Origin of the sequence: Planococcus halocryophilus (genome assembly GCF_022489025.1) — a bacterium.
Taxonomy (GTDB): domain Bacteria; phylum Bacillota; class Bacilli; order Bacillales_A; family Planococcaceae; genus Planococcus; species Planococcus halocryophilus_A.
On sequence record NZ_JAKVTG010000001.1, the window covers coordinates 499,369 to 523,123 of the forward strand.

At 37.8% G+C, this 23,755-nt stretch carries 21 protein-coding genes; 13 read left to right on the forward strand and 8 right to left on the reverse strand.

The window, feature by feature from the left end; genetic code table 11:
- Positions 1-115 precede the first annotated feature (115 nt).
- From MLE13_RS02440 to MLE13_RS02450, 3 genes are all read left to right on the forward strand, one after another.
- Positions 116-874, forward strand: a complete 759-nt coding sequence (locus tag MLE13_RS02440; RefSeq protein WP_240747845.1) for an SDR family NAD(P)-dependent oxidoreductase — start codon at positions 116-118, stop codon at positions 872-874.
- A gap of 97 nt (positions 875-971) precedes the next feature.
- Complete coding sequence (locus tag MLE13_RS02445) at positions 972-4,553, forward strand: dynamin family protein (protein WP_240747846.1); 3,582 nt, start codon at positions 972-974, stop codon at positions 4,551-4,553.
- A gap of 3 nt (positions 4,554-4,556) precedes the next feature.
- Positions 4,557-5,486, forward strand: coding sequence for a sulfurtransferase (locus MLE13_RS02450; protein WP_240747847.1), 930 nt, complete (start codon positions 4,557-4,559; stop codon positions 5,484-5,486).
- 37 nt (positions 5,487-5,523) lie between these two features.
- Here MLE13_RS02450 and MLE13_RS02455 read toward each other — a convergent pair whose 3' ends face one another.
- On the reverse strand, positions 5,524-6,834 hold the full coding sequence (locus MLE13_RS02455) for a hemolysin family protein (RefSeq protein WP_240747848.1): 1,311 nt from the start codon (positions 6,832-6,834) through the stop codon (positions 5,524-5,526).
- 169 nt (positions 6,835-7,003) lie between these two features.
- On the opposite strand from MLE13_RS02455, the gene MLE13_RS02460 reads away from it, so the two are divergent.
- From MLE13_RS02460 to MLE13_RS02490, 7 genes are all read left to right on the forward strand, one after another.
- Positions 7,004-8,578 (forward strand): amidohydrolase, encoded by a 1,575-nt coding sequence (locus MLE13_RS02460; RefSeq protein ID WP_240747849.1) that lies wholly within the window; start codon positions 7,004-7,006, stop codon positions 8,576-8,578.
- 2 nt (positions 8,579-8,580) lie between these two features.
- Positions 8,581-9,318 carry an SDR family NAD(P)-dependent oxidoreductase gene (locus MLE13_RS02465; RefSeq protein WP_240747850.1) on the forward strand — a complete coding sequence of 246 codons (738 nt, stop codon included), beginning with the start codon at positions 8,581-8,583 and terminating at the stop codon, positions 9,316-9,318.
- Positions 9,315-9,533 carry a hypothetical protein gene (locus MLE13_RS02470; protein ID WP_240747851.1) on the forward strand — a complete coding sequence of 73 codons (219 nt, stop codon included), beginning with the start codon at positions 9,315-9,317 and terminating at the stop codon, positions 9,531-9,533. Before MLE13_RS02465 ends, MLE13_RS02470 begins: the two co-directional genes overlap by 4 nt.
- A 236-nt stretch (positions 9,534-9,769) precedes the next feature.
- Positions 9,770-10,216: a GNAT family N-acetyltransferase gene (locus MLE13_RS02475; protein ID WP_240747852.1), complete on the forward strand. Its 447-nt coding sequence runs from the start codon at positions 9,770-9,772 to the stop codon at positions 10,214-10,216.
- 281 nt (positions 10,217-10,497) lie between these two features.
- Positions 10,498-11,049: a sigma-70 family RNA polymerase sigma factor gene (locus MLE13_RS02480; RefSeq protein ID WP_240747853.1), complete on the forward strand. Its 552-nt coding sequence runs from the start codon at positions 10,498-10,500 to the stop codon at positions 11,047-11,049.
- Positions 11,039-11,842 carry a hypothetical protein gene (locus MLE13_RS02485; protein ID WP_240747854.1) on the forward strand — a complete coding sequence of 268 codons (804 nt, stop codon included), beginning with the start codon at positions 11,039-11,041 and terminating at the stop codon, positions 11,840-11,842. Before MLE13_RS02480 ends, MLE13_RS02485 begins: the two co-directional genes overlap by 11 nt.
- A gap of 13 nt (positions 11,843-11,855) precedes the next feature.
- On the forward strand, positions 11,856-12,359 hold the full coding sequence (locus MLE13_RS02490) for a hypothetical protein (protein WP_240747855.1): 504 nt from the start codon (positions 11,856-11,858) through the stop codon (positions 12,357-12,359).
- 433 nt (positions 12,360-12,792) lie between these two features.
- Here MLE13_RS02490 and MLE13_RS18045 read toward each other — a convergent pair whose 3' ends face one another.
- Together MLE13_RS18045 and MLE13_RS02495 are read right to left on the reverse strand one after the other, a co-directional pair.
- The gene (locus tag MLE13_RS18045; RefSeq protein WP_430905197.1) at positions 12,793-12,882 is read right to left on the reverse strand and encodes a transposase; all 90 of its coding nucleotides are present in this window, start codon (positions 12,880-12,882) and stop codon (positions 12,793-12,795) included.
- 33 nt (positions 12,883-12,915) lie between these two features.
- On the reverse strand, positions 12,916-13,071 hold the full coding sequence (locus tag MLE13_RS02495) for a hypothetical protein (RefSeq protein WP_240747856.1): 156 nt from the start codon (positions 13,069-13,071) through the stop codon (positions 12,916-12,918).
- Between the two features lie 443 nt (positions 13,072-13,514).
- Between MLE13_RS02495 and MLE13_RS02500 the strand changes: the two genes are divergently transcribed.
- Entirely contained in the window at positions 13,515-13,739 is a 225-nt protein-coding gene (locus MLE13_RS02500; RefSeq protein WP_240747857.1) for a phage holin family protein, read from the forward strand.
- 72 nt (positions 13,740-13,811) lie between these two features.
- Here MLE13_RS02500 and MLE13_RS02505 read toward each other — a convergent pair whose 3' ends face one another.
- The 3 genes from MLE13_RS02505 to MLE13_RS02515 all read right to left on the reverse strand — a co-directional run bounded on the left by MLE13_RS02505 (position 13,812) and on the right by MLE13_RS02515 (position 15,838).
- Positions 13,812-14,153 carry a hypothetical protein gene (locus MLE13_RS02505; RefSeq protein WP_240747858.1) on the reverse strand — a complete coding sequence of 114 codons (342 nt, stop codon included), beginning with the start codon at positions 14,151-14,153 and terminating at the stop codon, positions 13,812-13,814.
- Between the two features lie 174 nt (positions 14,154-14,327).
- Positions 14,328-14,924, reverse strand: a complete 597-nt coding sequence (locus MLE13_RS02510) for a sigma-70 family RNA polymerase sigma factor (protein ID WP_240747859.1) — start codon at positions 14,922-14,924, stop codon at positions 14,328-14,330.
- 362 nt (positions 14,925-15,286) lie between these two features.
- Positions 15,287-15,838, reverse strand: coding sequence for a hypothetical protein (locus MLE13_RS02515; RefSeq protein ID WP_240747860.1), 552 nt, complete (start codon positions 15,836-15,838; stop codon positions 15,287-15,289).
- Positions 15,839-16,800: 962 nt separating this feature from the next.
- On the opposite strand from MLE13_RS02515, the gene MLE13_RS02520 reads away from it, so the two are divergent.
- Together MLE13_RS02520 and MLE13_RS02525 are read left to right on the forward strand one after the other, a co-directional pair.
- A complete protein-coding gene (locus tag MLE13_RS02520; protein WP_240747861.1) occupies positions 16,801-17,676 on the forward strand; it encodes an N-acetylmuramoyl-L-alanine amidase in 876 nt (291 codons plus the stop codon).
- 124 nt (positions 17,677-17,800) lie between these two features.
- Positions 17,801-20,140, forward strand: coding sequence for a glycoside hydrolase domain-containing protein (locus tag MLE13_RS02525; protein WP_240747862.1), 2,340 nt, complete (start codon positions 17,801-17,803; stop codon positions 20,138-20,140).
- A gap of 672 nt (positions 20,141-20,812) precedes the next feature.
- Here MLE13_RS02525 and MLE13_RS02530 read toward each other — a convergent pair.
- Positions 20,813-21,145, reverse strand: coding sequence for a hypothetical protein (locus MLE13_RS02530; RefSeq protein ID WP_240747863.1), 333 nt, complete (start codon positions 21,143-21,145; stop codon positions 20,813-20,815).
- Positions 21,146-22,049: 904 nt separating this feature from the next.
- A complete protein-coding gene (locus MLE13_RS02535) occupies positions 22,050-23,696 on the reverse strand; it encodes an ABC transporter substrate-binding protein (RefSeq protein WP_240747864.1) in 1,647 nt (548 codons plus the stop codon).
- Between the last annotated feature and the right edge of the window lie 59 nt (positions 23,697-23,755).

Below are 23,755 nucleotides of genomic sequence, written 5' to 3' on the forward strand. Positions count from 1 at the left end.
AGACTTTGTCTACAGTCTGAAAGCGCCGTGGTAATCCACGGCGGTTTTTTTGTAGTTTATAGAACAGGACAAATAGTGAATGTTGTGACTATAATAAAAGTGGAGGCGATTATACATGTTGAAATCATTTAGTTTAGAAAACAAGACGGCTATCGTAACAGGTGCCGGTAAAGGAATTGGCAAAGCAATCGCAATGGCTCTTGCAGAAGCGGGAGCCAATGTCATGTTAGTAGCAAGAACCGAATCAGACTTGCAGCAAACACAACAAGACATAAACAATGACCGAACATCTTACATAACAGCAGACATTACAAAACGCAGTGACATTCAAGCAGCAATCGACAAAACAGTCGAGCATTTTGGTGCGCTTGATATTTTAGTAAACAATGCAGGGATGAATATCCGGTCTTCGTTAGCAGATGCCAATGACGCAGAATGGCATCAAATTATGGATACGAATGCACAAAGCGTCTTTATGTTTTCGCAAGAAGCTGTGAAAAAAATGGTTAGTGGCAGTTCGATTGTTAACATTAGCTCGGTCGGAGGCGATCGCGCATTAAAAACAGGTGTTATTTATGCGGCATCTAAAGCGGCTATTATTCAAATGACAAAAGTCATGGCAATGGAATGGGGACCGAAAAACATTCGCGTCAATGCAATTGGACCATGGTACTTTAAAACACCGTTAACAGAAAAGATTTTAAGTAACCCTGAATATTTAGATTCGATTCTCGCAGTGACACCGATGAAGCGTGTTGGAGAATTACCGGAAGTAGCGTCACCTGTTGTGTTTTTAGCATCAGATGCGGCAAGTTATATTACCGGACAGACACTTTTTGTCGATGGTGGTATGTCGATTCACGGATTTTCATAAGAAACCCAACATCCTTCTCAAATTTGGGAAGGATGTTTTTCGTTGACCCATAAAAATGATATGATAGAGAGCAGTAAGCGGAGAAGGAGATTTCGAAATGACAGTTGTTGATCATAAACAAGAATTACTTGAAACGGCACATCTCTATAAGATCTTCAAAGACAATGAAGACACTGAGCGTGAAGCCAAAGCGCATTTATTTGCAAAAAAAATCTTAAAAAATAATTTTATTATTGGGTTTGCCGGACATTTTTCATCCGGTAAGTCATCTATGATCAACGCATTGACTGGCGAGACGTTATTGCCGTCTAGCCCGATCCCAACGAGTGCGAATATCGTGAATGTCCAAAAAGCAGATACGGATTTTGCTATCGTTAATATGCGCGATGAAAAACCGGTTTACTTTCCTGAGAATTACGATTTTAACGCGGTTAAGGAATTTTGCAAAAACGGTGATGTCACACAAATCGATATCGGACACCAAGCATCGGTTTTGCCTAAAGGCATAACGGTCATGGATACACCGGGAGTCGATTCCACAGATGATGCGCACCGCATGTCAACCGAGTCAGCTCTACACGTAGCGGACATGGTGTTTTATGTGATGGATTATAACCATGTTCAGTCTGAATTGAATTTTAATTTCACAAAAGAATTACAAAAGTACACCGAGCTCTATTTAATCGTTAACCAAATTGATAAGCATCAAAGCAGTGAAATGAGTTTTGAAGATTTCCAACAATCGGTTCATGATTCGTTCGCGGTATGGGGAGTCGTTCCAAAAGGCATTTTCTTTACATCGTTAAAGGATTTTGATTTTCCTGGAAACGATTTTGACCAAGTTAAAGAACTTGTTTCGTCAACGATGAAAAACTGGAAAGGTCATATGGGCTCAGCTTCTGAATCCGCCTTGAGCCAGTTAAAAGACGAACACATCAACTATTTAGAAGATGAAAAACAAGAATGTTTACTAGCATTTTCAACGGTGCTGGACCCGAAAGAATGGGAAATGCGTGAGGATTTGAAAAAAGAGAATGCGTTAGTTTCTCGTAGAATGTCCGTCCAAGATTTTGAAAACTGGCAGGCGAAATTTGAAAAGAGCCGCAAAGAATTACTCGAAAACTCGAATATAATGCCTTACGAACTTCGTAATGCTTTAACAAGCTATTTAGAATCGGTGCAACCGAATTTTAAAGTCGGTTTGCTATTTAGTGGCAAAAAGACAGAAGAAGAACGACAAAAACGACAACTAGAAGTGGACGAACGACTGCAGACGACAGTATCTTCTCAAATTACCAATCACTTAAAAAAATTGATGAAGTCTTCGTTAAAAGATGCTGGAATATTAACGGACAGTGAATCGTTATCCATCGACGACATGACTTACCAGGTGCCATTTTCAGTTGTAGAAGAACAAGTTCCAACAGGCGCTTCTGTGACTGGAGACGCGGTATTGAATTTTGCTAATAGCATTTCAACAGGTGTCCAGCGCTGGTTTATCCGTGAGACAGATGGCTGGAAAAAAGCACAAGAAGAAAAGTTTGAAGGATTGACGGATGACGCCAATACAGAAATTGATATGAAAGCACAAACCTTGTCTCAAAAAATGCTCGCGATCCAAACACTTGAAGAAATGGAAAGTAAAATCGACAAAGTGAAAAAGTCTTATTCGGCAATGCTACCAAAACAAAAAACAGCAGCGGAAGAAAAAGTGGATCAATGGCTAAGTGAATTTGAAGTTTCTATAGAAGAAATGACTGAATTTGATCCTGCAATGCTTGAAAAAGATAACCAACAACAAGAAGAGCAAGAACAACAAGCTCACTCAATGGAAGTGGCGTCATTTGATGAAGTAGCTGTACTCGAGCGTGCCAACCGTACAGCAGAAGTTATTGATCCGATAAAAGGATTTGCGGAAACTGCCGCTTATTTAAAACGAAAAGCGGGTCGTTTAGAAGGACAAGAATTCACCATTGCATTGTTTGGAGCATTTAGTGCGGGGAAATCATCATTTTCGAATGCATTAATGGGGGAAACGGTATTACCTGTATCGCCAAACCCGACTACGGCGACGATTAACCGAATTCGTCCAGTAAGCGAGCAACACCCACACGAAACAGCAGATGTTCGACTAAAAACGCGTACGCAAATGACAGAAGACGTTCAAAATTCTTTCCAAGCTTTAGGCATGCAAGTCACTTCATTGGAAGATGCTTTTGACAAGTCATCAAAACTACCAGAAAATACACCAACAGAACAGCAAGTTCATAAATCATTTATCACCGCCTTTAACAAAGGATTTCCAGATTTCAAAGATCGTTTAGGTGAAACTCTTCGGACAAATCGTGAAGAATTTGGTTTGTATGTGGCGAAAGAAGAAAAAAGCTGTTTTGTTGATGAAATCGATTTTTATTACGATTGCGAGTTAACACGTAACGGCGTCACGCTTGTAGATACTCCAGGAGCAGATTCGATTAATGCTAGACATACGAATGTTGCTTTTGAGTATATTCGTAACGCGGATGCGATTTTGTTCATTACTTATTATAACCATGCTTTCGCACGTGCTGACCGAGAGTTCCTGATTCAGCTTGGTCGAGTAAAAGACGCATTTGAAATGGATAAGATGTTCTTTGTCGTGAATGCGATTGATCTTGCGAATGACGAAGAAGAAAAAAATTCAGTCGTTACGTATGTAAAAGATGAATTGCAACGTTTTGGCATTCGTTTCCCACGCTTATTTGGTGTATCAAGCTTACTAGCATTACGTGACCGAGAGCATTCAGGTATGCCAGAATTTGAAGAAGCCTTCCAGCATTTCTTAAAAGAAGAGCTAAAAGGAATGGCTGTGCAATCGCTCGCAGAAGAAGAGCAAAAAGCAGTCGACCGCTTCCGTAGCTTAATTGAACACACAGAAAAAAACTTATTGCGTAAAGACGAACGATTAGAAGAACTCAAACTTCTTGAGCAGCAGCTACGTAAACTTTTCGGAGCATCAATTGCCAAGTTATTAGAACGTGAAGCTCTTCAAGAATTGGATGAGTTGCTGTATTACGTTAACCAACGCGTTTTTTATCGTTTTAATGATTTTTTCAAAGAGGCATTTAATCCTTCAGTATTTTCTAACAAATCAGCCCAACAAGCTTTGGATACGGCGTTGCAAGATTTAAATGAAATGACAGGATTTGATTTTCAACAAGAATTGCGCGTGACGAATTTCCGACTCGCTCAGTTTATCGAGAAGAAATTAGACTCTCGCTTTAAAGAAGACACAAGCAAATTGAAAGAGCAGAATTCAGACTTCTCGTTTACACCTTATGAAGTGCAAGAAACAGGTTCTGTCGAAATTTCAAAACCGTTTGTAAATGCTGATTATTCATCAGTTAAATCGTATTATAAAAATAACAAAAGCTTTTTCGAGAAAAATGAAAAAGAAAAAATGCGTGATGCGTTGCAAGAATTAATGGAACCGGATGCGCTCCGTTATTTGGATCAAGAGAAAAAAGAATTGAGCAACTGGGCAACATTTTGGATTGAACAAGAAGCAGAAGGGTTACGTCAACATATTCTACGTCAAGCTGTTGATCAGATTGATTCGGAACGTACCTTGCTGCAACAATCTGAGAAATTAGCACAATGGAAAGAGCTGTATTCAAATTTGATGAACGGAAGGGTGTAGACGATGTCAGTATTTATCGAAACAACGGATACAGAAAATCATAAATGGATTGATGCACGATTCGATTTGAAAGATTCTACTGCTGGTAAGAAAATGTACGAAGAAGAGCATGTGGCTGGAGCTGTTTTTTGGGACTTAGAAAAGGATATGTCAGATATGACTGCCAGCGCAGGGCGGCATCCGATGCCTTCTAACGAACAACTAACGCAATTAGTTCGGTCAAGCGGCTTGAGCTTGGAGGATTCTATTGTCCTTTATGACCAAGGCGGTTCGCCTTATGCAGCGCGAGCTTGGTGGTTATTGAAATACGCAGGATTCCAGCATGTTCACATCAGTCAACAAGGTTTCGATGCGTTAAAGCAGCGCGGTGTTGCAGTTTCTAATGAAATGCCAATAATAGAAGCGTCTACAGTTACACCAAACTTTGATCGTGATATCTTTGCAGACCAAGCATATGTTAAAAATGTAATTAGCGGTGACGAACTAGGTGTACTAGTCGATGCCCGTTCAGCTGCACGTTTTGCTGGGCTTGAAGAACCGATTGATCCAGTTGCCGGCCGCATTCCAGGAGCACGTAATTTAGACTGGGCACAATTTGTTTCAAAAGGGGAATTCCAGTTTACTGGAGATATCAGTACAGTCGTTCAAAAACACGAACCAACTGTTGTTTATTGTGGCAGTGGGGTTACGGCAGCAGCACTTTATGCCATCATGGCTGAAAAAGGCTATGACCAGTTAAAACTTTATATGGGAAGTTTTTCTGACTGGATTACAGACGCTGAAAATGTTGTAGAGTTTGACCGAGGAGAACATCCTGAAGCAGCAGACGATCAAACAAAAGCGATTCTTGCAAAATTGATCGAAGAAGGCTATTCAGGTGAAATGTTGATGAAAAAATTCCAATATGAAAAATCATTATTAGAAGAAAAATAAAAAATTCCAACAGCAATTTCTGCTGTTGGAATTTTTTTTAGGTTTTAAGGTCAGTATGACGTGACAACAACACACGGATAATTTGATGGTTTTCCATCTCACGAACTGTAATCGTATGGTGCGGCAATTCGACCGATTCACCTTCACCGATATCCGTATTTTTTAATTGAATCCATCCACCGATCGTATCAACGTCTTCGCTATCATCAAACTCGATGGCAAAACGATCTTCTAAATCAGATAAAAGTACCCGTCCATTCAATAAATAATTATTGATATCAACGGCTTTAATCTCATCGCGTTCGTCTTCATCAAACTCGTCACGAATTTCTCCAACAATTTCTTCTAGAATATCTTCCATTGTAATGACACCAGCCGTTCCGCCGTATTCATCAACAACAATGGCCATATGAACATGTTCTTTTTGCATTTTCAACAACACATCTTGTATGGGTGCCATGTCATGAACAAATGGAATATCGTGAACGACGATGCTGTCATTTAAATCTTGTTGGTACGTGTAATTGGTCAGCATTTCTTTAACATTGATAAACCCGAGAATATCATCTTTGTCCCCTTTTTCAGTAACAGGGTAACGTGTGTATTGATGGTCACGAACAATCTCCATTAAATCATCATGGCTCATCTCAAGTGAAATGGTCTCCATTTGTGTTCGTGGCAACATAATATCTTTTGCCAATCGTTCATCGAAAGAAAAAATGTTCTGCATATACGATAATTCCGTTTGATTGATTTCGCCGCTATGGTAGCTTTTTGTCATGATGATTTTCAATTCTTCTTCTGAGTGAGCTTGCTCATAAGCTGCAGGTTCGATACCAAAAGCGCGTAACAGCAATCTTGCTGAGCCATTCATCAAATAGATAAACGGAGCGAGAATCACTCCGAAAAAATAAAGAGGGCCAGCAAAGATAAAGGCCATTTTCTCTGCATATTGAATAGCTAGCGTTTTAGGTGCCAATTCGCCAATCACTACATGTAAAAAGGTAATCATACTAAATGCGATGAAAAAAGAAAAAATCGATGCAGTCGGTCCTTCGATTCCAAAGTTATCAAAAACCGGATACAAGAGCCGTTCTACAGTTGACTCACCTAGCCAACCAAGGCCAAGCGCTGTTACGGTAATCCCTAATTGGCAAGCAGATAAATAATAATCCAAATTGCTAATGATTTTCTTCGTCAAGTTGGCATTTTTATGCCCTTCTGAAACGAGTTGATCGATACGGGACATTCTGACACGAATAATTGAAAACTCCGATCCAACAAATAAAGCGGTCAGCCCGATTAAAAGCGCGACCATAAACAAATTGAGAATGAGTATACTGTCCAATTCGTCCCTCCGACTAGGAGGGTTCACCTCTGCTTTCTATAAGTAAAAACAGTATAACATAAATGAAAGTGCTTTTGCTTTACGTATGAATCATTGAAAATTCAATTCAAACGTATTGAATGCAAGAGCGATTAAACTTATGATGAGAAGAGAGAAAAGGAGTGGTTAGATGAAAGTGTTATGGCATGGGGGAACAATTTATACAATGGAAGCAGAAGGCGCGACTGCAGAAGCGGTTTTAGTGTCGGATGATCATATAGAAAAAATTGGGACATACAAAGATTTGAAACAATTTGCTGATAAAGAAATCGATTTGCAAGGAGCGACGATGTATCCTGGATTGGTCGATAGCCATATGCACATGATTGGCCACGGCGAAAAGTTAATGCGTGTTGACTTATCCATCATTGAAAGCTCAGAAGAAATGCGCGAACAATTAATTGAATCCACAAAAGATCTGAAAAAAGACGATTGGTTTATCGGTGAAGGCTGGAATGAAAATAATTTTGCAGACCGTAAAATCTTCCACCGCAACGAACTTGATGAAATAAGTACATCCCCAATGTTGTTAAAACGAGTTTGCCGCCATGCAATTTTAGCGAACTCTAGCGCATTAGCATTAGCAGGTATTACAAAAGACAGCCCAGATCCTGAAGGTGGTTTAATCGTACGTGATGCGGACGGGGAACCGACCGGTTATTTATTAGACGCTGCACAAGATTTGGTAGCCAGTCAAGTTCCCGAAGTAAGCGTAGATTATTTAACACGCGCTCTGCAAAAATCAGTGGATCATTTACTGTCACTTGGATTAACGGGTGCTCACACAGAGGATATGGGCTATTATGGTCACTACTCACGACCACTCGATGCGTTTAAAAATGTCATCGGAGACAAAGTAAAGTTCCGTGCACATTTACTTAGAGCCCATATTGCTTTTGAAGAAATGATGGAAAATGCTTCTTACGCAGAACCATTTATCGATCCGGGTCCGATGAAAATTTTCGCAGATGGATCAATCGGCGGACGTACTGCGCTTTTAAGCAAACCGTATAACGATGACCCATCTACTATTGGAGTTGCTATTCAATCAGATGAAGAACTAAAACGTCTTGTATCAATTGCTCGTAAACACGGCGAAGCAGTAGCGATTCATGTGATTGGGGATCTTGGTTTAGAAATGGCGCTAGATGCCATTGAAGCGCATCCGGTGCCTCAAGGAAAGCGCGACCGTCTTATTCACACTATGGTCGTACGAGAAGATTTAGTCGCACGTATGCAACAAATAGATGTCGCATTAGATCTTCAGCCAAGCTTTGTCACATCTGACTTTCCATGGGTCGTGGAACGTCTCGGCGAAAATCGTTTGGAATGGTCTTATGTATGGAAGAAACTTTTAAATCACGGGCTGATTTGTGCAGGTGGGTCAGATGCGCCGATAGAAGAAGCAGACCCGCGTTTAGGAATTTATGCAGCTGTTACGCGCAGAAAACCTTATGAAACACATGAAGGCTATTTGCCAGAAGAAAAACTAACGCGCTTTGAAGCGATTCAATTGTATACAAGTGGAAGTGCCGCAGCAATTGGTAAAGAAAACGAGCGCGGCGTCATCCGTGAAGGTTTTGATGCGGACTTTACCATCTTTGATCGCGATTTATTTGCAGGGCGTGAAGAACAAATTCTAGAAGCAGAGCCCGTAATGACGGTCGTCGCAGGCGAAATTATGTATCAAAAAGGTGGGCAATAAAAATGACAAAAGAAGCTTACATTATAACAGGTGCATCTAAAGGGATCGGTTACGAATGGAGCAAACAACTTATCGGAAAAGGTCATCTGGTGATTGGAATTGCGCGCACTCAACCAGAACATTGGCCAGGTGAACATTTTCTATCAGTTGATTTGACGCAGCTCGAGGCTATTGAAAAAACAATAGAGCAAGCGTTAGGTCAACTACCAAAAGATATAGAACAAATTGTGCTGATCAATAATGCAGGTACCATTGATCCAATTGGACTGGCTCATACAAACGATTCAGCAGGAGTTAGTCAAAGCATCGTACTGAATTTGACGGCACCCATGTTACTTTGCGGTGCATTTATCAATCAATTAAAAAATAGCCCAGCTGAAAAAAGAATTATCAATATATCGTCAGGAGCGGGGCGCAAAGCTTACAAGGGATGGAGTGCCTACTGTGCAGGAAAAGCAGGACTCGATCATTTCAGCTCGTGCATCGATGCAGAAAACGAAGACGTTAAAGTTGTCTCTGTCGCACCAGGAATCATCGATACGGGCATGCAAGAAAAAATTCGCCAAAGCGATGCCACAGACTTCCCGCTCATTGAAAAGTTCTTAGACTACAAAGAAAGCGGATTACTTAGCAGTCCAGAAGAAACGGCACGATTGTTAATCGAGATGAACGAAAGAACAGACTTTAACGAATTGCCAACCATTTTAGATGTTCGTAACTTACCTACAGAAAAGGAGTGATTGCATTGGGCAAGACACCAGAAAACATCCTGACAAAACTTGCAGACGCAAACCAAGCGGGCATTAACATGACGAGCCCGAAAGCCGTCGTAACTTATTTACTAAGCCAAGGCGAAAAAGAGTCAATCCTCTTTTTCTACAAACCAAATAGTGTTGAATTCGATTTTGATAAATACGACAAAGCAGTAGCGGAAATGAAAGAGCGCAAAAATTAACCAAACCGAAATGCGTTCGTAAATATCCTTGGTATCCCTTGAACGTTCGTAAAGTGTGCAGCCACCTTTACGAACGTTCTTTTTTATGGTTTTGGCTTGATTTTAGAGCGTTCGTAATTGTGTACTTTTACGAACGGTTTTATTTCCAAAATTATCTAGCTTTTTTAGCGTCAAGTATATTTAATGTTAGAATTTGTTTATTGAGGAAGTCTTTTAAATTATAAGGGAGGGTACTTGTGGACATTCAATATTACACTTTAGATTCGACGCTTGATTATGATGTTTTGAATGGAATTATAGATCTGCATAAAACCATTTTTGAAACGGCTGACGGACTGAATGAAAAAATAAATAATGAGGATAAGGTACTAATTGTTGTCGCTATAAATAATATGAAAGTTATCGGATATAAGATTGGATACCAGCTTAACGATGATACATTTTATAGTTGGTTAGGTGGCGTGGATATTAATTTTAGAAAGTACGGTATCGCTTCTAAACTAATGGAAAAACAACATCAATATTTAATTAAGGCTGGATACAGTGTTGTTCAAACAAAAACAATGAATAAATGGCGAAACATGCTCTTGTTGAACATTAAGTATGGGTTTGATGTTATCCATACTTACACGGATGAAAAAGGATTGCATAAAATTGTGCTTGAGAAAAAACTACTTTACTAAAATAAGCCTTAAAAATATATAGGTTTACATATCAACATTTTATCAGAAGCTACATAGATACATTGGAAGAAAAGAGGTTGATAAAATTACCCTTTCTTTTTTCTGTAAAGTTAAATCAATGGCATAGAGCGTGCTCTTGGAACCTTTTTTTAGAAAAACCCCTCGAAAATTAAATGTCTTTCAAGATATTTTTAAAATATGAAACCGGAATCCATTTCCACTCGTCTTAGGGGTACTCAAAAGTAGAGTGGATAAACAACCAAAAGAAAGGAGGGCATTTAGTGACTGAACCTGCACAGATTGATTATTCAAGAAGCAGTCAGGAGCAGTGGCTGTCCGATCTGATGGATGAGTACGGAGATCGTTTGACAAAGCTGGCCTATAGTTACCTCCACGACTGGGGAAAAGCACAGGAGATTGTCCAAGACGTCTTTTTGACTTGTTATCAACAGTACAATACACACGAAGAAATTCAATCCTATAAAGCGTGGATATACCGAATCACCATCAACCGCTGCAAAGATGTGTTGAAAAGCTCCTGGGCAAGATGGGTCGTGGTCAACAACAGTTTGTTTCAGTTCCTTCAGTCGAAAGAGCCGTCACCCGAAACAGCTTCACTGAAAAAGGACGCGGACATTCTGCTGGCTGAAAAGGTCATGGGACTGCCGGTCAAGTACGGGGAAATCATCCATTTACATTATTATGAAGAGTTGTCTGTCCGAGAAATTTCACGGTTGCTTAAAACCAACGAAAATACAGTGAAAACCCGTTTGAAAAGAGGGCGCGGCCTTCTGGGAGAAACGGTGGAAAGAGGTGAATGGAATGAAGGATAGATTGAACGAGTATCGGAATGCCTTAAATAGCACAGTGTTTAAAGATAACCAATTCACAGCCGAGCACAAGCAACAAGTCCTAGCAAAACTTAACCAACACCCACAGCCAAAAAAGAGAACGGACTGGATGCCCCGCGCCATGAGCGTTGCCTTTATCGCATTCCTTCTTTTGGCAGGCGGTTATTTTATGAATGAGCAACTAGGGAAATCTACTGTAAATATAGCAGATCCCACAAGTGAACAAGGACTTCCTCAGAGTGGCGACACTGGCCTGCCACTAGAAGAAGAGGCAGAGCAAAAAGATGAGGATCCAGTTTTGGAATCGCCCTATCTGGAAATCAGCGATTACTTTGCCCGCTACGAATTGCCGGAAGAGGGCCGTCTTGATTCAAGTGAAGCAGTAAATGGAGTATCGTATGAGAACGGCTATACCTTCAATAAAGATAAGAAGTATATGATTGGCAGAATTCATGATGAAGGTACTGGTCCAAAAGAGCCTACGGAAGGACAGAAAGTGGGCGTGATTATGGGGTGGATTGCTGGCGCAGCTGCCATCCAGCATCCTGAAAATCAAACGGCCTATACGACGCTGGGAATACTGGATCCACCGCTTACAAGCCTGAGCCAAGCGAAAGAACTGAATGACTTTGAACCGCTGGAAGAATGGATAATTGACGTAGAGGACCTGCTCAAGCATGTTCAATCCAGTGAAAATGAAGAAGAACAGAAACAATATTACGAAGAAGCTTACGAAATGCTGCAGAAAATGTATTCCATAATAGAAGGGCAGTAGGTGATGTGTTTTGTTGAAAAAAATCGTCATAGGCGTACCTTTGTTGGCTTTGACGTGGTTAGTCTTACTGGCTATTTCAGTCAATATAGGAGATTCTGATTCTCCTGTAGCCGAAGAGGTCGCGATAGAAGAAAAGGATGCACTTGAAAAATATAAATTCGCCAACTTCGAAGAAGAGGAAGCATATCAAATCAGCTACACGTCCTATTCAGATTTTGAAAGCTTTGTGAATGGCCTTTATAGCACATGGAACAGTCTGGAAGTTGAAGATCGATACGCCATATCATCTAGCAGAGATCATGCACAAGTTATTTCTTCGGTGATTCCGGAAAGCAACCACTGGAAGATGAACATTGAAACCTACCAAATGAATAGTCAATTCAAGCGTTTAAAAGAAACAGCCTATAAGCTGACAAGCCCCGATATTGAACTAACAAAGGAAGAGAGAGCCACGCTGATTTCTTGGTATGAAAGCCAATTGAACGATATTTATATTGATTTCAGGAACTGGGAATAATGAAAGAGTTACTATTTTAAGCTAATTCAAAATATTTTTTAAAGAATTAACGCTACATAAAAGACATGAATCAGGTTTTTACTGGATTCATGTCTTTTATTGTTTCCTTCAGTTTGCTGCACTAAGTACCAGAATCATTCGATCCGGAAAAAATGAGCTAGAATACCACCAAGGTTCCTCCTGAAGTTTCATGCAAATGTCACCCGTAAAATACTCAGCGTCGAGAGCAACGGCTTTTTCTATATTGACTACGCGTAAGTTTTCACATGCGTCGAGTCGGATTAAAGCATATAGTCACTCACTAAACGTTCTGCTTGGGCTTGACGGACGGTTTCATCAAAAATTCTTCAAGGCCATCGCATCTTCAAACCGGTCTTTGTGATTAAAACTTATTGCGGAATAGTACAACACCTCTGATTGATCAAGGAAAAACCTAAAAAAACCGATACGCTAGATTTGTTTGAATTTCCTTTTCCAATTGGCTTACTGAATGAATACTATATAAGTAACCAAGAAATAAAATTTAAAACAACTTTACCGATGGAATGGACAGACGTCAATTATCGATATAGTAATAAGAAGTCGTCATGCGTTCAATGAAGGAGAAATCAATCAACACGTCAATGGTTCGAAGGAAGTGATCATGTGGCACTAGCTCATCAATGGATACTTTGGTTTGGTCATGAAGATGATTTTGAACAGAACTTAACATGGCTAGCTTAGTCCTTTTTGGCCAGTATACGCCGGTCTCCTTGAATTGAGTAGTCAAAAAATCGGCAATGAAGTGGAAGCAGGCGACTCTCTCGGATATATCGCGAGCCGAAGACCCTGCAGGAGCGAAGACGACGAAGCAAATGAGCCTATGTCCGCGGAATGCGTACTGCAGAAGCAAGAAAACTGCCAAGGTTTCTCGAGAGTCTGTAAAAGAGCTATTAATTTCATGGCTTTTTTACGAATAGAAACAATTTTTGATAATTACATGTGCTTTTATTTACATAAGAATAATAGTCGATATAAAAGATTACCAACATACATTTCTTAATAAAAGAGGGGGCGTGACTATACAAAGTATTCATTGAAAAATCGTGGGGTATTTATATTATTTTTATGGTTAAAAAACAATGATAATGCTTCGTCTTATAAAGGGGGTATAATATGTTTAAAAAAATTATTATCCGTATACAAAATCCGAAAGTGTTTATTGGTACAGTTTCAGGAATTCTCTTAATTTTGGTTAACTTCGATGTTATTAGTATCGATTTATCTAATCAAATAACTGATTTAGTCAATGCAATTCTGAGCATTGGCATTTCAGTAGGAATATTTGCTAATCCTGAAAGTCACATGACAAACGGAAAAGAAGACAACTCAAGAACCTAAAATAAAGAATTGCCTTCTCTTAGAAAAAGAGAAGGCAATTTCAATGTATTATAAAGTATTAAGAAACAACAATCAAAAATTTTCAAGATAATCTGATCTACCGCATGATGTGCATACATCGGTTGACAAAGATACATTGTTACAAAAATCGCACTTGGCTTTTCCAATTCGTTCATCATCTATAACCTTTTCTACATAGTCATCCAGTACACGAATTTTAGATTTTGTGATTCCATGTACGGGAAGAACATCATATTCGTATTTAAATAAATTTTCCTCATCAACTTCGAGTTCAAGACCCGCCACATTGGCCAGAAATACTTCCCATTGATCTTGACCATAATAATGGCCCTGCCAATCGGTGTTATCTCGTATATATAGGGTTAAAGCATCTTTTTTAATTTTTATTTTCATAATGTACTCCTCGTAGAGTGGCAATGAAATCTTTTTAAACTGAAATGCCTTATGTCTTTATCTCAATAATTTATATGTATTCACGACAATAGTCAAATAAAAAGTGAAGACAACAAAGCAAAGAACCATCTCTTCCTTAAGATGTCTTTGCTTATATATGAAGCTATTGACGATCTAATTCTGTTCAAAGTATTGTTCTTTTACTAACTTCTTTAATTTATTTCTTAGTTTGACGATTCGTTGGTTGGCAGCTTGTCGTGTAATTCCATACTTTTCAGCGTATTGTTTTATGCTAAAGTGTTTACGGTTAATTAGCGTTCTCAACATTTCTTCTTCATGTGGTTCGATATTTGACTGAATAATCTTGATTAAATCATTGCCTAGTAAGTTATCTATTGAGACATCAGGCGTTGAAAATATATCCTCGAATTTAATGTCCTCATTCCCTAACGGTGTATCCATAGAAATTTCAATTCCTTGATTTTTCTTTGAAAATTTGGAGTAAGTGGCGTCTCTCACCCCTTTTTGAAGTCGATAATACAGGTACGTACTAAAAAAAGTCTCATAGCTTGAATCATATTTCTCGTACGCCTTCCATAATTCCACACTCAGTTCTTGAAAAAAATCTTCTTCTTCAACTTTATTAAAAATAAACTTATTGTTTGTTTTTCTCAAAACGCTCTTTAGCAATGGCTTAAATTGAAATAAAACATCTTCAAAGCTCATTTCTCTGCTCGTACCATCCGAGAAAGATAACTTTTTTGTATACATATAAAATTTCCTGCTTTCTTTTATAGATTTGTTGCATCAGGAGAGAGCATATCCAAAATTTAAAGTTTATTTTTATTTATATACAATTAATTAGAACATATGTTCTAATAATAATCAAAAAAATAAGAACTAATGTTCTATTTAGTTTTGATTCAGTTAAAAATAATGTGCAGAAGAGTATTCGATTAAAGTTTCGAAGCATCTTTTATATCTTTCTGAAACTCTAATTTCTTGCAATAACAGCAGCGAATGGATAATTTTCTCCACTAATAAAAGAAGACTGTAGACATCTCGAATTTATCGATTATGTCTACAGTCTGAAAGATTCTGATTTAGGAATTATTACGAAGGAATACTAATACTTAAATCGTATTACAAACGTAGCTAGATGGTGTATTATATGTTGGCGTTTCATCAATAAAAAGAAGGTCTGTTTCAACAATAGTCCCATCAGACCGTCTGAATCCCCAGCACCGGATTCCGCTACGATTAGGATTGAAGAATCCTTGGCCTCTACCAATAATTACTTTCCAACCAGCAGGAATTTGCCAAATGATAGTTCCTGCAGAATTTCTCAACCAACTACTGTATCTAACTGTATAATAGTTACCGCCAGAAGCTGCATGATAATTATGAGAGCCCCATTTTCGACTGTTAGCCGTCCACATTCTAGTAAAACGACCAGCACCGTTCGGAATAGTAAAAGATGTTGTAGAAGAATTTAAAGAATAAGCCATGGTCCAATCAATTTTCTTCCATCCGTTAAAGTATATTTCACCTCTGAAAGTACTGTAATTTTGACCGAAGGCTGAATATGTTTCCATTACATACTGTCCGTCTCGTAATGTAATGTCTGCCCCGGAAGTTGATTTTACTGTCGTGGTACTACCATGATAAATCCATATGTTTGCCATATTGCATTCCTCCATCCAATTTTTGAATAAGTTGTTACTTAAATCTTAAATATTTTTTAGAACACTTGTTCACCTCCAATATCGTTATATCTCCAAAATTGAAAATGTAAATTAGCTCTCAAAAAGAGATCGTCAATAATTAAGTGTAAATAAATAAAGCCTCTTCTTGTAGGTATACTTTAAAAGGCCATTAAACATTTTGGCTAGCACTAAATGAGCTTAAACAAACCCACATCCATATGGCCGCGGATAGAGAAGTTCTGATGTTAGATTTCGAATGAAAATATTAGAAGACGTTCCAAGGAATCTTCGTTCGGAAATTGTTCCTTACGCTTGCTTTATTTTTTCACTTTCCTGTTAGATGACTTCATTAGATTGATTGAATAAATACTTTGCCTGAGGAACTCCTGGAGGTCATAGAGGGTAAAATAAAGGGAAGAGATTCTAATTATTTCGCCACTTTCGAGTAAGCGGTTTTTCATTTATTAATAAAGTCTTTCAGGGCCTCTTTTCCCATTTCTCGGTTTTACGCTCGGTGTCCTCCTGTTTGAAGTCATTGAAAACTTCTTCTCTTTTGTTGAGGTAGACTTTATGGGAAATAGTATGAGACAGATGTACACAGTACGCTTGATACTTGGAGGCTGGAAAGATGGCGAAGATGCGGATTGAAGATTCCTTTCGAGCAATTGGGATAAACAGAAGCACGCATTAGACGCCAGGCTCTCTTCATTATTCAAAAGCTACATTATTAAGCTTTTACATCAAAGATAATGATCATATAAACAAATAATTTCAGAATTAGCAGCTATTGATTTCTTTCCATAAAAAAATCAATGGTTTTTTTGTTATTCGTTTTTTAATTAATTCAGCCTGTTAAAAGAACCGTGATACATTTACATATTTAAAATGCGAGATATAAAACTCCTACTGATTTATAGAAAAACTATGGAGGAGGAGAAATTATGCTAAAAATCGCACTTGATGCTGGTCATGGAGGCAAAAACTCTACACCTGGAAAAAGATCTCCTGATGGGGAATATGAGTGGAATTTCAATAATAATGTTCTTCTCTCTTTCACTAAAGAAATTAAAAAATATGTAAACGTAGAAATACTTCGTGTGGATGATGCTTCTGGAAAAACAGATGTACCACTAAAAAAAAGAGCAGCGGATGCCAACCATTGGGGAGCAGATATTTATCTCTCTTTTCATCATAATGCCAATACGGGTGTTTGGGGGACATGGACAGGTACAGAAATTTTTGTGCACCCCAATTCAAGTGCAAGAACTCACTCTATAGCTCACGACATTCAACGTGCTCTCGTTACTGCATATAACCTAAAAGCCAGAGGGGTGAAGAGTGCGAACTTTCAAGTTCTCAGAGAGACAAATATGCCAGCAATTCTTATTGAAGGCGGGTTTATGGACTCCTTAATTGACATTAAAAAACTACGAGATGATGCGGTGTTAAGTAAAGTTGGTATTGCTGTCGCTCAAGTAATCGTTAGATTAGAGAAGCTCAAAAAACAGAAAGAACCAGCCTTGAATAAAAATGATGGCATAGATAGCAATATTGGCTCTATTGAAGAAAATAATCGTAAAGAATATATATCTTCATTAAAAATTCTGCGCTTTGGAGATACTGGGATAGAAGTTAAAGAGCTTCAAACCGATTTAAATATTGCAAATTTCAAACTTCGCGAACAGGCAGACGGAATTTTTGGTCCAGATACTTTGCAAGCTCTTATACGCTTTCAAAGTATCCATACTCCCCAAGAAGTGGATGGTATATTTGGACCTAAAACAAGAGAAGCTCTTACCAATGTAATTAATTCATAGTTCTTAAAATGTTTCTGCTTAATTAAATATTTTGTGTCCATGATTTACATTCCTGAATTTCAAGATATAAATACTATGCAACATAATGACAATTAAGAGTTGTCAATAAAGAGGAGGAATTTATATGGATTCAATGGTATTTGAAGTTCAGCAATGGGTAAACCTTAATTACTTGGAAGTTCCCGGTTATATTCCAGCTCCTGAAAATGGAAAGACTGGATGGTCGACAATGTACTCACTTACGATGGCCTTGCAGCATGAGCTTGGTATATCTCCTGTGATTGAAAGTTTCGGGCCCTCTACTCAAGCAGCTTATGAAGCTTGGGGGGAAGTTTCCATGGGGTATGTTCCAAATACACTAAAAGGTCTAAGAATTGTTATGATTATTCAAGGAGCTTGCTGGTGCAAAGGTTATAATCCAGGCGGTTTTTCAGGAACTTTTGGAGCAGGCACTAAATCAGCTATTATTGATTTGCAGACGGATGTAAATTTACCGATTAAGGATGGAAAAGTTTATGGCTATATTTTCAAAGCTTTACTGTCTATGGATGCTTATGTGCAAACTACCGATGGAGATCCAAAAATTAGAGAAATGCAAAGAGATTTGAACTACCATTACTTTAGCACTGCTGGTGTACAACCTACCGATGGTCACTATCAAAGAGGAACTAATAGAGCTCTTATTTATGGAATTCAGACCGAGCAAGGAATACCTGCATCACAACAAACTGGATCACCTGGCCCTACGACTCGTGATCGACTACCACTTTTGCAATATGGCAGGTCTGGGGTGTTCGTAAAACTCTTTCAGTATGCTTTATATGTAAATAATTATGATACTGGATCGTTCGATGGAATTTTTGGAAGAGGAACTGAAAGTGTAGTAAAAGAGTTTCAAGCCTTTGTTAAGTTGACTCCGGATGGATATGTAGGAAAGCAAACATGGTTATCAGCTCTAGTCAGTACTGGAGATTCTTCTCGAAAAGGAACTGCTTTAGATTGCATTACAGAGATAACTCCTGAAAGAGCACAAACACTAGTAGATGCTGGATATGAAACTGTTGGAAGATACATTGCAAATTCCAAGTTACCCAACAGCCTAAACAAAAAGATTCAACCTGGAGAACTGAAAAATATTTTTAACGCTGGATTAACAGTTTTCCCTATTTTTCAAATGGATGGAAGATCTACTGATGACTTTTCTATTGAAAAAGGAAGACGTGCGGCGGCAGATGCATATACAGCAGCACGAAAGTATGGTTTTAAAGAAGGAACGACTATCTATTTTGCTGTAGACTATGATGCTCAGGATGGGGAAATCGATGCCTTTATGCTCCCATACTTCAAAGGGATAAATGAACAAATGGGGTATGTTAAAAATTTTTATAAAATTGGTGTTTATGGATCTCGAAATGTTTGTATACGAGTCTCAAACGCGGGATATGCTGATACAAGCTTTGTAAGTGGCATGTCCACTGGATTTAGTGGAAACTTGGGCTATCCTCTGCCAGAGAACTGGGCATTTGATCAAATCTCAACAATAATTCTAGGCTATGGAGCTGGACTAATCAATATTGATAATAATATTAAGTCTGGTAAATATAACGGGGAATCTTCTGTAGAGAGCTTGCCAGATGGAAGTTTGAACGAGAGCTTTATGAGTCAACTAAACAGTATTTATGAAGTGGCAGTTAGATACAAAGAACTCTACGACACAGATAAGACTGCTAATGAACTCGTGACAAACTATTACCGGAGAGTTAATTATGATAATCTTGGATGGGATATTATTTCCGGGGAATTTGATCAAACATTCGAAGAATTTGTTCATAGCACTTATGGACCAACAAGCTTTTTGTGGCCAGTAGACCCTGTCACTCAAGAAGAAATCGATGTGCAACATTTAATGGCCACGCTATCTGCTCTCCAGTATGGGAGGCTCATTGTTAATGCAACTTTCGAAGACTTTGCGGGCTGGGCTGGCGATTTGGTTACACTTTCTATCAACGTCATGGATACCCGAGACGCCGATAGATACTATAGTGGAGATCTTTTAAACAGAACTTATGAATCGGCTTATGAACATATGGGCTCAGCTACTATTTCAAGTTATTTTACCTTAACCGATCTATTAGCAGATGTGGATGCTGTAAATATAGCTAAGTATTTGCAAGACAATGTAAATGCAACTATTGTTGAATCTTTCCGTTGGTATTATAGTGGACCAAGTTTAACTAGATATAAAAGATTCTATAATACTAAGTACGACAGTAATGAGGAGCAAATGAGAAAAGCAGCAGATGATATAATGACTTATAATCATCCACTGCATATTGCTGGAAGAGGATTTTTGAAGCTTTCAAATTATGATATTCCAACCTTCACTGATGAAGAAGGGGCGGCAATTGCTAAGGGGTATGCAGACAAAATGTTGATTTTTATCAACAATGAAAATAATATTTAAGAATTGAGGAAGGGATTTGTCCCTTCTCTTTTTTTTTTGCAAATAAAAAGCCTAGATTGAAGTCCAAGCTTAGCCAAAATTTTCCTATCACTGAGTATTGATAGATTTTTATCAGTAGTAATGGAAAGTACGAAGTAAATAAATGTTATATTCGGATGTTACTGTAACAATATCTATTGAGCCATACTTCGATTCTCTAAGGAGTTCCAGGAGATGGTTTCGTCAAACTAAGGATTGTCAATATTTTTTTAGAAAGGTCATAAGCTATTGATCGATACACTTGAACTAAACTGGCTTGAATAATGAATTTTGGAGTACTTTGAGTTACGAAGTCACAACTAGAATTTGTAGAGCACCAGGACTTGTTTCTAAATTCTGCAGAAAGCGTTTGTCTTTTTGGGACATGGTAGATTCTGCACACATATTGTAGACTACTCTAAATTCCTTATTTTTGTAGATCATCTATTTTAAAACTATTTGAACTTCTTTAATATTCTTAAACTATGTATTTAAAGGTATTACTATATGCATATTTGGAAGAAAGATTATTCTATCTAGGAGGTCTTACTGAAAACTTAACAGTCATTATCTATTTTATTTTTTTGTTCTGGGGAGCAGAATGGAAACGTTACTATTGGAATCTGGTTCGAGAGATGGTATTCTCATTAGAATCTAAAAAAGGATTACAATAAATGCAACTCCTGGAGAATCTTCTCCTATAAAACCTGTAAAGAAATCAAAGAATATTGCGATAACAAATGCTATGAAACTCACAAGATAAGGTAAATATGTAAGAGAACAGAGAGCCAAAACTATCGAAGCTATAAGCTTAAACCGATTATATGGTAGAAATTTAATTAAAATAACTCCTAAGAAAAAAGGAATACTAGCCTCAAACATTATTTCGATTTTTTGCCATAACATTAGTAACGCTGCAATGATTGGAAGAGCAATTGAACCTATCATATGATATTTGTTAGAGTTGGTCTCCTCTATTTTGTTCATTTTAATTCACCTCTTAAATAATATTGTAAAGAATAGGAGAGATAATTGGAAACTATCCATAATTCAGACGAAATACTTGTATATAAGGTTTCGACAATTAAGAAATTAGAAAAGGTAGTAAGACTGAAGTTAAAAGTCCATTAGTAGACTAACAGCAACCGGATTGATCTTAGTGCTAATCCAGATCCATTAAAAGTATTAGTATTTAAGGTTATCGCATGGATATTTCTGGATATATCCAGGGGGCAATCAAAGGAAATAGAACCGATTTTTTAGATGTCTACATTTTCCAATACTTTCGCTTTTGATATACTAAACGATGAATTGTAACATTAAATGCTATGCCCTAAAAACAAAAGTTAACAACAGGTTCGTTTAACATTTAATTTACCACACAAAAACTATACGGAGATTTTGTCACGAGTGACGTTTATCTAAGAATGTGCTGAATTAGAAACTCTACCGGACTCAAATTACATTTAATTCTAATTATAGGCTTTATTTAGAGTAGTTGGCTTGATCTTCTTGTCTCGGTGTAAAACACTTACTGCTAATCCTTTTTACGCAGAGGCTCCATGTAAAGCTTACTGAAATCTATCACCTTCTTCCTAAGAGAACACAAGTTTACATAAACTTGATAACATAGAGGAAGGAAAGGTAACTATGTAAGTGAATAGACTTTCATAGATTATATATGTTCGCAAAATACCTATTTAATGAACAAATCTAATCTATTTAAAGACGTAGGAAGAGGGTATAACTCTCTTATAATATTAACATATACGTTTACGCTAAATTCATCATGGTTTACATATGACACTTTATCGGTAGTACTTAATTTTAAGTATGAAGAGAAAAGTAGGTATCTTCAATTCTTTACAGAGATTAAAGATACCTAGATTTTTTAATACTCGGGCTTTATCCATAGTTTCGAATAATCGGCATACCCATAATTTATTGCGCTTATTCCCATTAGTTCAGACGGATAAGAGATTTTACGTTGATTAAAATATAAAGGAACCAGCCAGGAATTCGAAATGACTTCTCTTTCAATTTCTAAATGCAGAGGAAGCCAATTTTCTACAGGAATCTCAGCGTATGCTGATAAAATTTCTGTAACCACTTCATTTTTCTCCATAAGATCTGAAATCTGCGAATAACCTGCTTTGAAATATAGATAAAAAGAAAGGTTTTGATCAAGAGAAAAGTGTTCTCGACTGATGAATAGATCGGCTTCCAACTCACTGGTCTTTGCACTTACATATTTTTCGTGTTCCATCAGCAGTAATTCCACCTTCAAGCCACCCCCTTCTAATACTTCTTTAACTTGTTCAGTTAATTTCTGAGTGAATCGACTTGTCGCTAAAATCAATGGTTGTGAATCAGGAAGAATTAATGGCTTTTTCACTGTATAAGGCGTGCTGTCATTTACTAAAAACCCTCGGTTATTATCTGTGGAATTTTTTACGATAGCTAGAATCGTATGAATTTCTTTTCTTATAAGGTAATGGATATAATCCCGCACTTCTTTTCGCTGGATAGTAGAATCTCGAAAAAGGTTGAATACCAATACCCCAAATCCAGATTCGCTTGTTATTTTTTGTGCTTTATACAAGTTCTCGCTTGTATTGGTCCGATAAATTAGTTCTGAGTCGGAGTTTACTTTAATAAAATCGATGGCATCAAGATAAGGGCGTTCCCGATAGTATTCCTCATGAGCTCTTATTCTCGTTAAATTCTCTTCTGAAAAGTCTACATAAAAAGGCCCCGTTCCCAATAGGTTCCGATTTTTGACTTTATAAATACTTGCTTGCGTTATGCTCAATAGATGCAGCATGTATGAACATGGAGCATTTAATTCGATTTCTACAACCAATGAGTGAGGGGCTCGAACTGAAATAACTTGTGATGTCATGCCTTGATAGTGTGGATGGTTAAAAAAGAGGGTGAGACAATCCCTAACTACAGTACTGTTCAATGTGGATCCATCATGAAATTTCACGTGATTTTTTAAAAATATACGGATTTTTTGATTTGAAATTTCCCAATAATGAACCAGTTCTCCTCGAACTTTACCTTCTTCATTTACTGTGAAAAGCCGTTTATATAAATTCTCACAGATGTGAACACTGTTTAAATCGATTGCTTCCAACGGATGAAAGGTTAAAAAAGGATATTTTATTGGAAAGATGAAGCGATGATCAGAGACAGTCTGATACCCTAACCTTTTAGAAAATTGCTTTTCTAATCTTTTTCTCGCAGATTCTGACCATTCCCAATCCAAATACCCAACGATATTTTGTAATGGTTTGTCCGAAAACTTGGGTATGAGGGTTTCTACAAATACTTCTTCTATATTTTTTAACCACGTAATTCTAGTCTTTCTCCCGCGTCCTGTTCCCGGTCGATAGGTTAACCATTTCTCCTCATCCCATCGTTCTAGCCATCGTTTAGTTTGTCTCTGAGACAAGTTGAGGAGTTGAGCGATTTCTGCTTGCCTAACTTCTCCATCTGGTAGGGCTTGCCATACCTTTAATAAAAGTCGATTCATTTTCCACCTCAAAAGGTGACACTTCTTTTCAGAGGTGTCAGTTTTTATTAAGCATTGTC

Bases quoted from the DNA above. Each gene is read 5' to 3' on its own strand.
- MLE13_RS02510 (WP_240747859.1), bottom strand. From the start codon at position 14,924: ATGTATACAAAAAAGTTATCTTTCTCGGATGGTACGAGCAGAGAAATG.
- MLE13_RS02535 (WP_240747864.1), bottom strand. From the start codon at position 23,696: ATGAATCGACTTTTATTAAAGGTATGGCAAGCCCTACCAGATGGAGAA.
- MLE13_RS02445 (WP_240747846.1), top strand. From the start codon at position 972: ATGACAGTTGTTGATCATAAACAAGAATTACTTGAAACGGCACATCTC.
- MLE13_RS02515 (WP_240747860.1), bottom strand. From the start codon at position 15,838: ATGGCAAACATATGGATTTATCATGGTAGTACCACGACAGTAAAATCA.
- MLE13_RS02520 (WP_240747861.1), top strand. From the start codon at position 16,801: ATGCTAAAAATCGCACTTGATGCTGGTCATGGAGGCAAAAACTCTACA.
- MLE13_RS02505 (WP_240747858.1), bottom strand. From the start codon at position 14,153: ATGAAAATAAAAATTAAAAAAGATGCTTTAACCCTATATATACGAGAT.
- MLE13_RS02465 (WP_240747850.1), top strand. From the start codon at position 8,581: ATGACAAAAGAAGCTTACATTATAACAGGTGCATCTAAAGGGATCGGT.
- MLE13_RS02460 (WP_240747849.1), top strand. From the start codon at position 7,004: ATGAAAGTGTTATGGCATGGGGGAACAATTTATACAATGGAAGCAGAA.
- MLE13_RS02450 (WP_240747847.1), top strand. From the start codon at position 4,557: ATGTCAGTATTTATCGAAACAACGGATACAGAAAATCATAAATGGATT.
- MLE13_RS02440 (WP_240747845.1), top strand. From the start codon at position 116: ATGTTGAAATCATTTAGTTTAGAAAACAAGACGGCTATCGTAACAGGT.
- MLE13_RS02485 (WP_240747854.1), top strand. From the start codon at position 11,039: ATGAAGGATAGATTGAACGAGTATCGGAATGCCTTAAATAGCACAGTG.
- MLE13_RS02530 (WP_240747863.1), bottom strand. From the start codon at position 21,145: ATGAACAAAATAGAGGAGACCAACTCTAACAAATATCATATGATAGGT.
- MLE13_RS02500 (WP_240747857.1), top strand. From the start codon at position 13,515: ATGTTTAAAAAAATTATTATCCGTATACAAAATCCGAAAGTGTTTATT.
- MLE13_RS02525 (WP_240747862.1), top strand. From the start codon at position 17,801: ATGGATTCAATGGTATTTGAAGTTCAGCAATGGGTAAACCTTAATTAC.
- MLE13_RS02495 (WP_240747856.1), bottom strand. From the start codon at position 13,071: ATGTTAAGTTCTGTTCAAAATCATCTTCATGACCAAACCAAAGTATCC.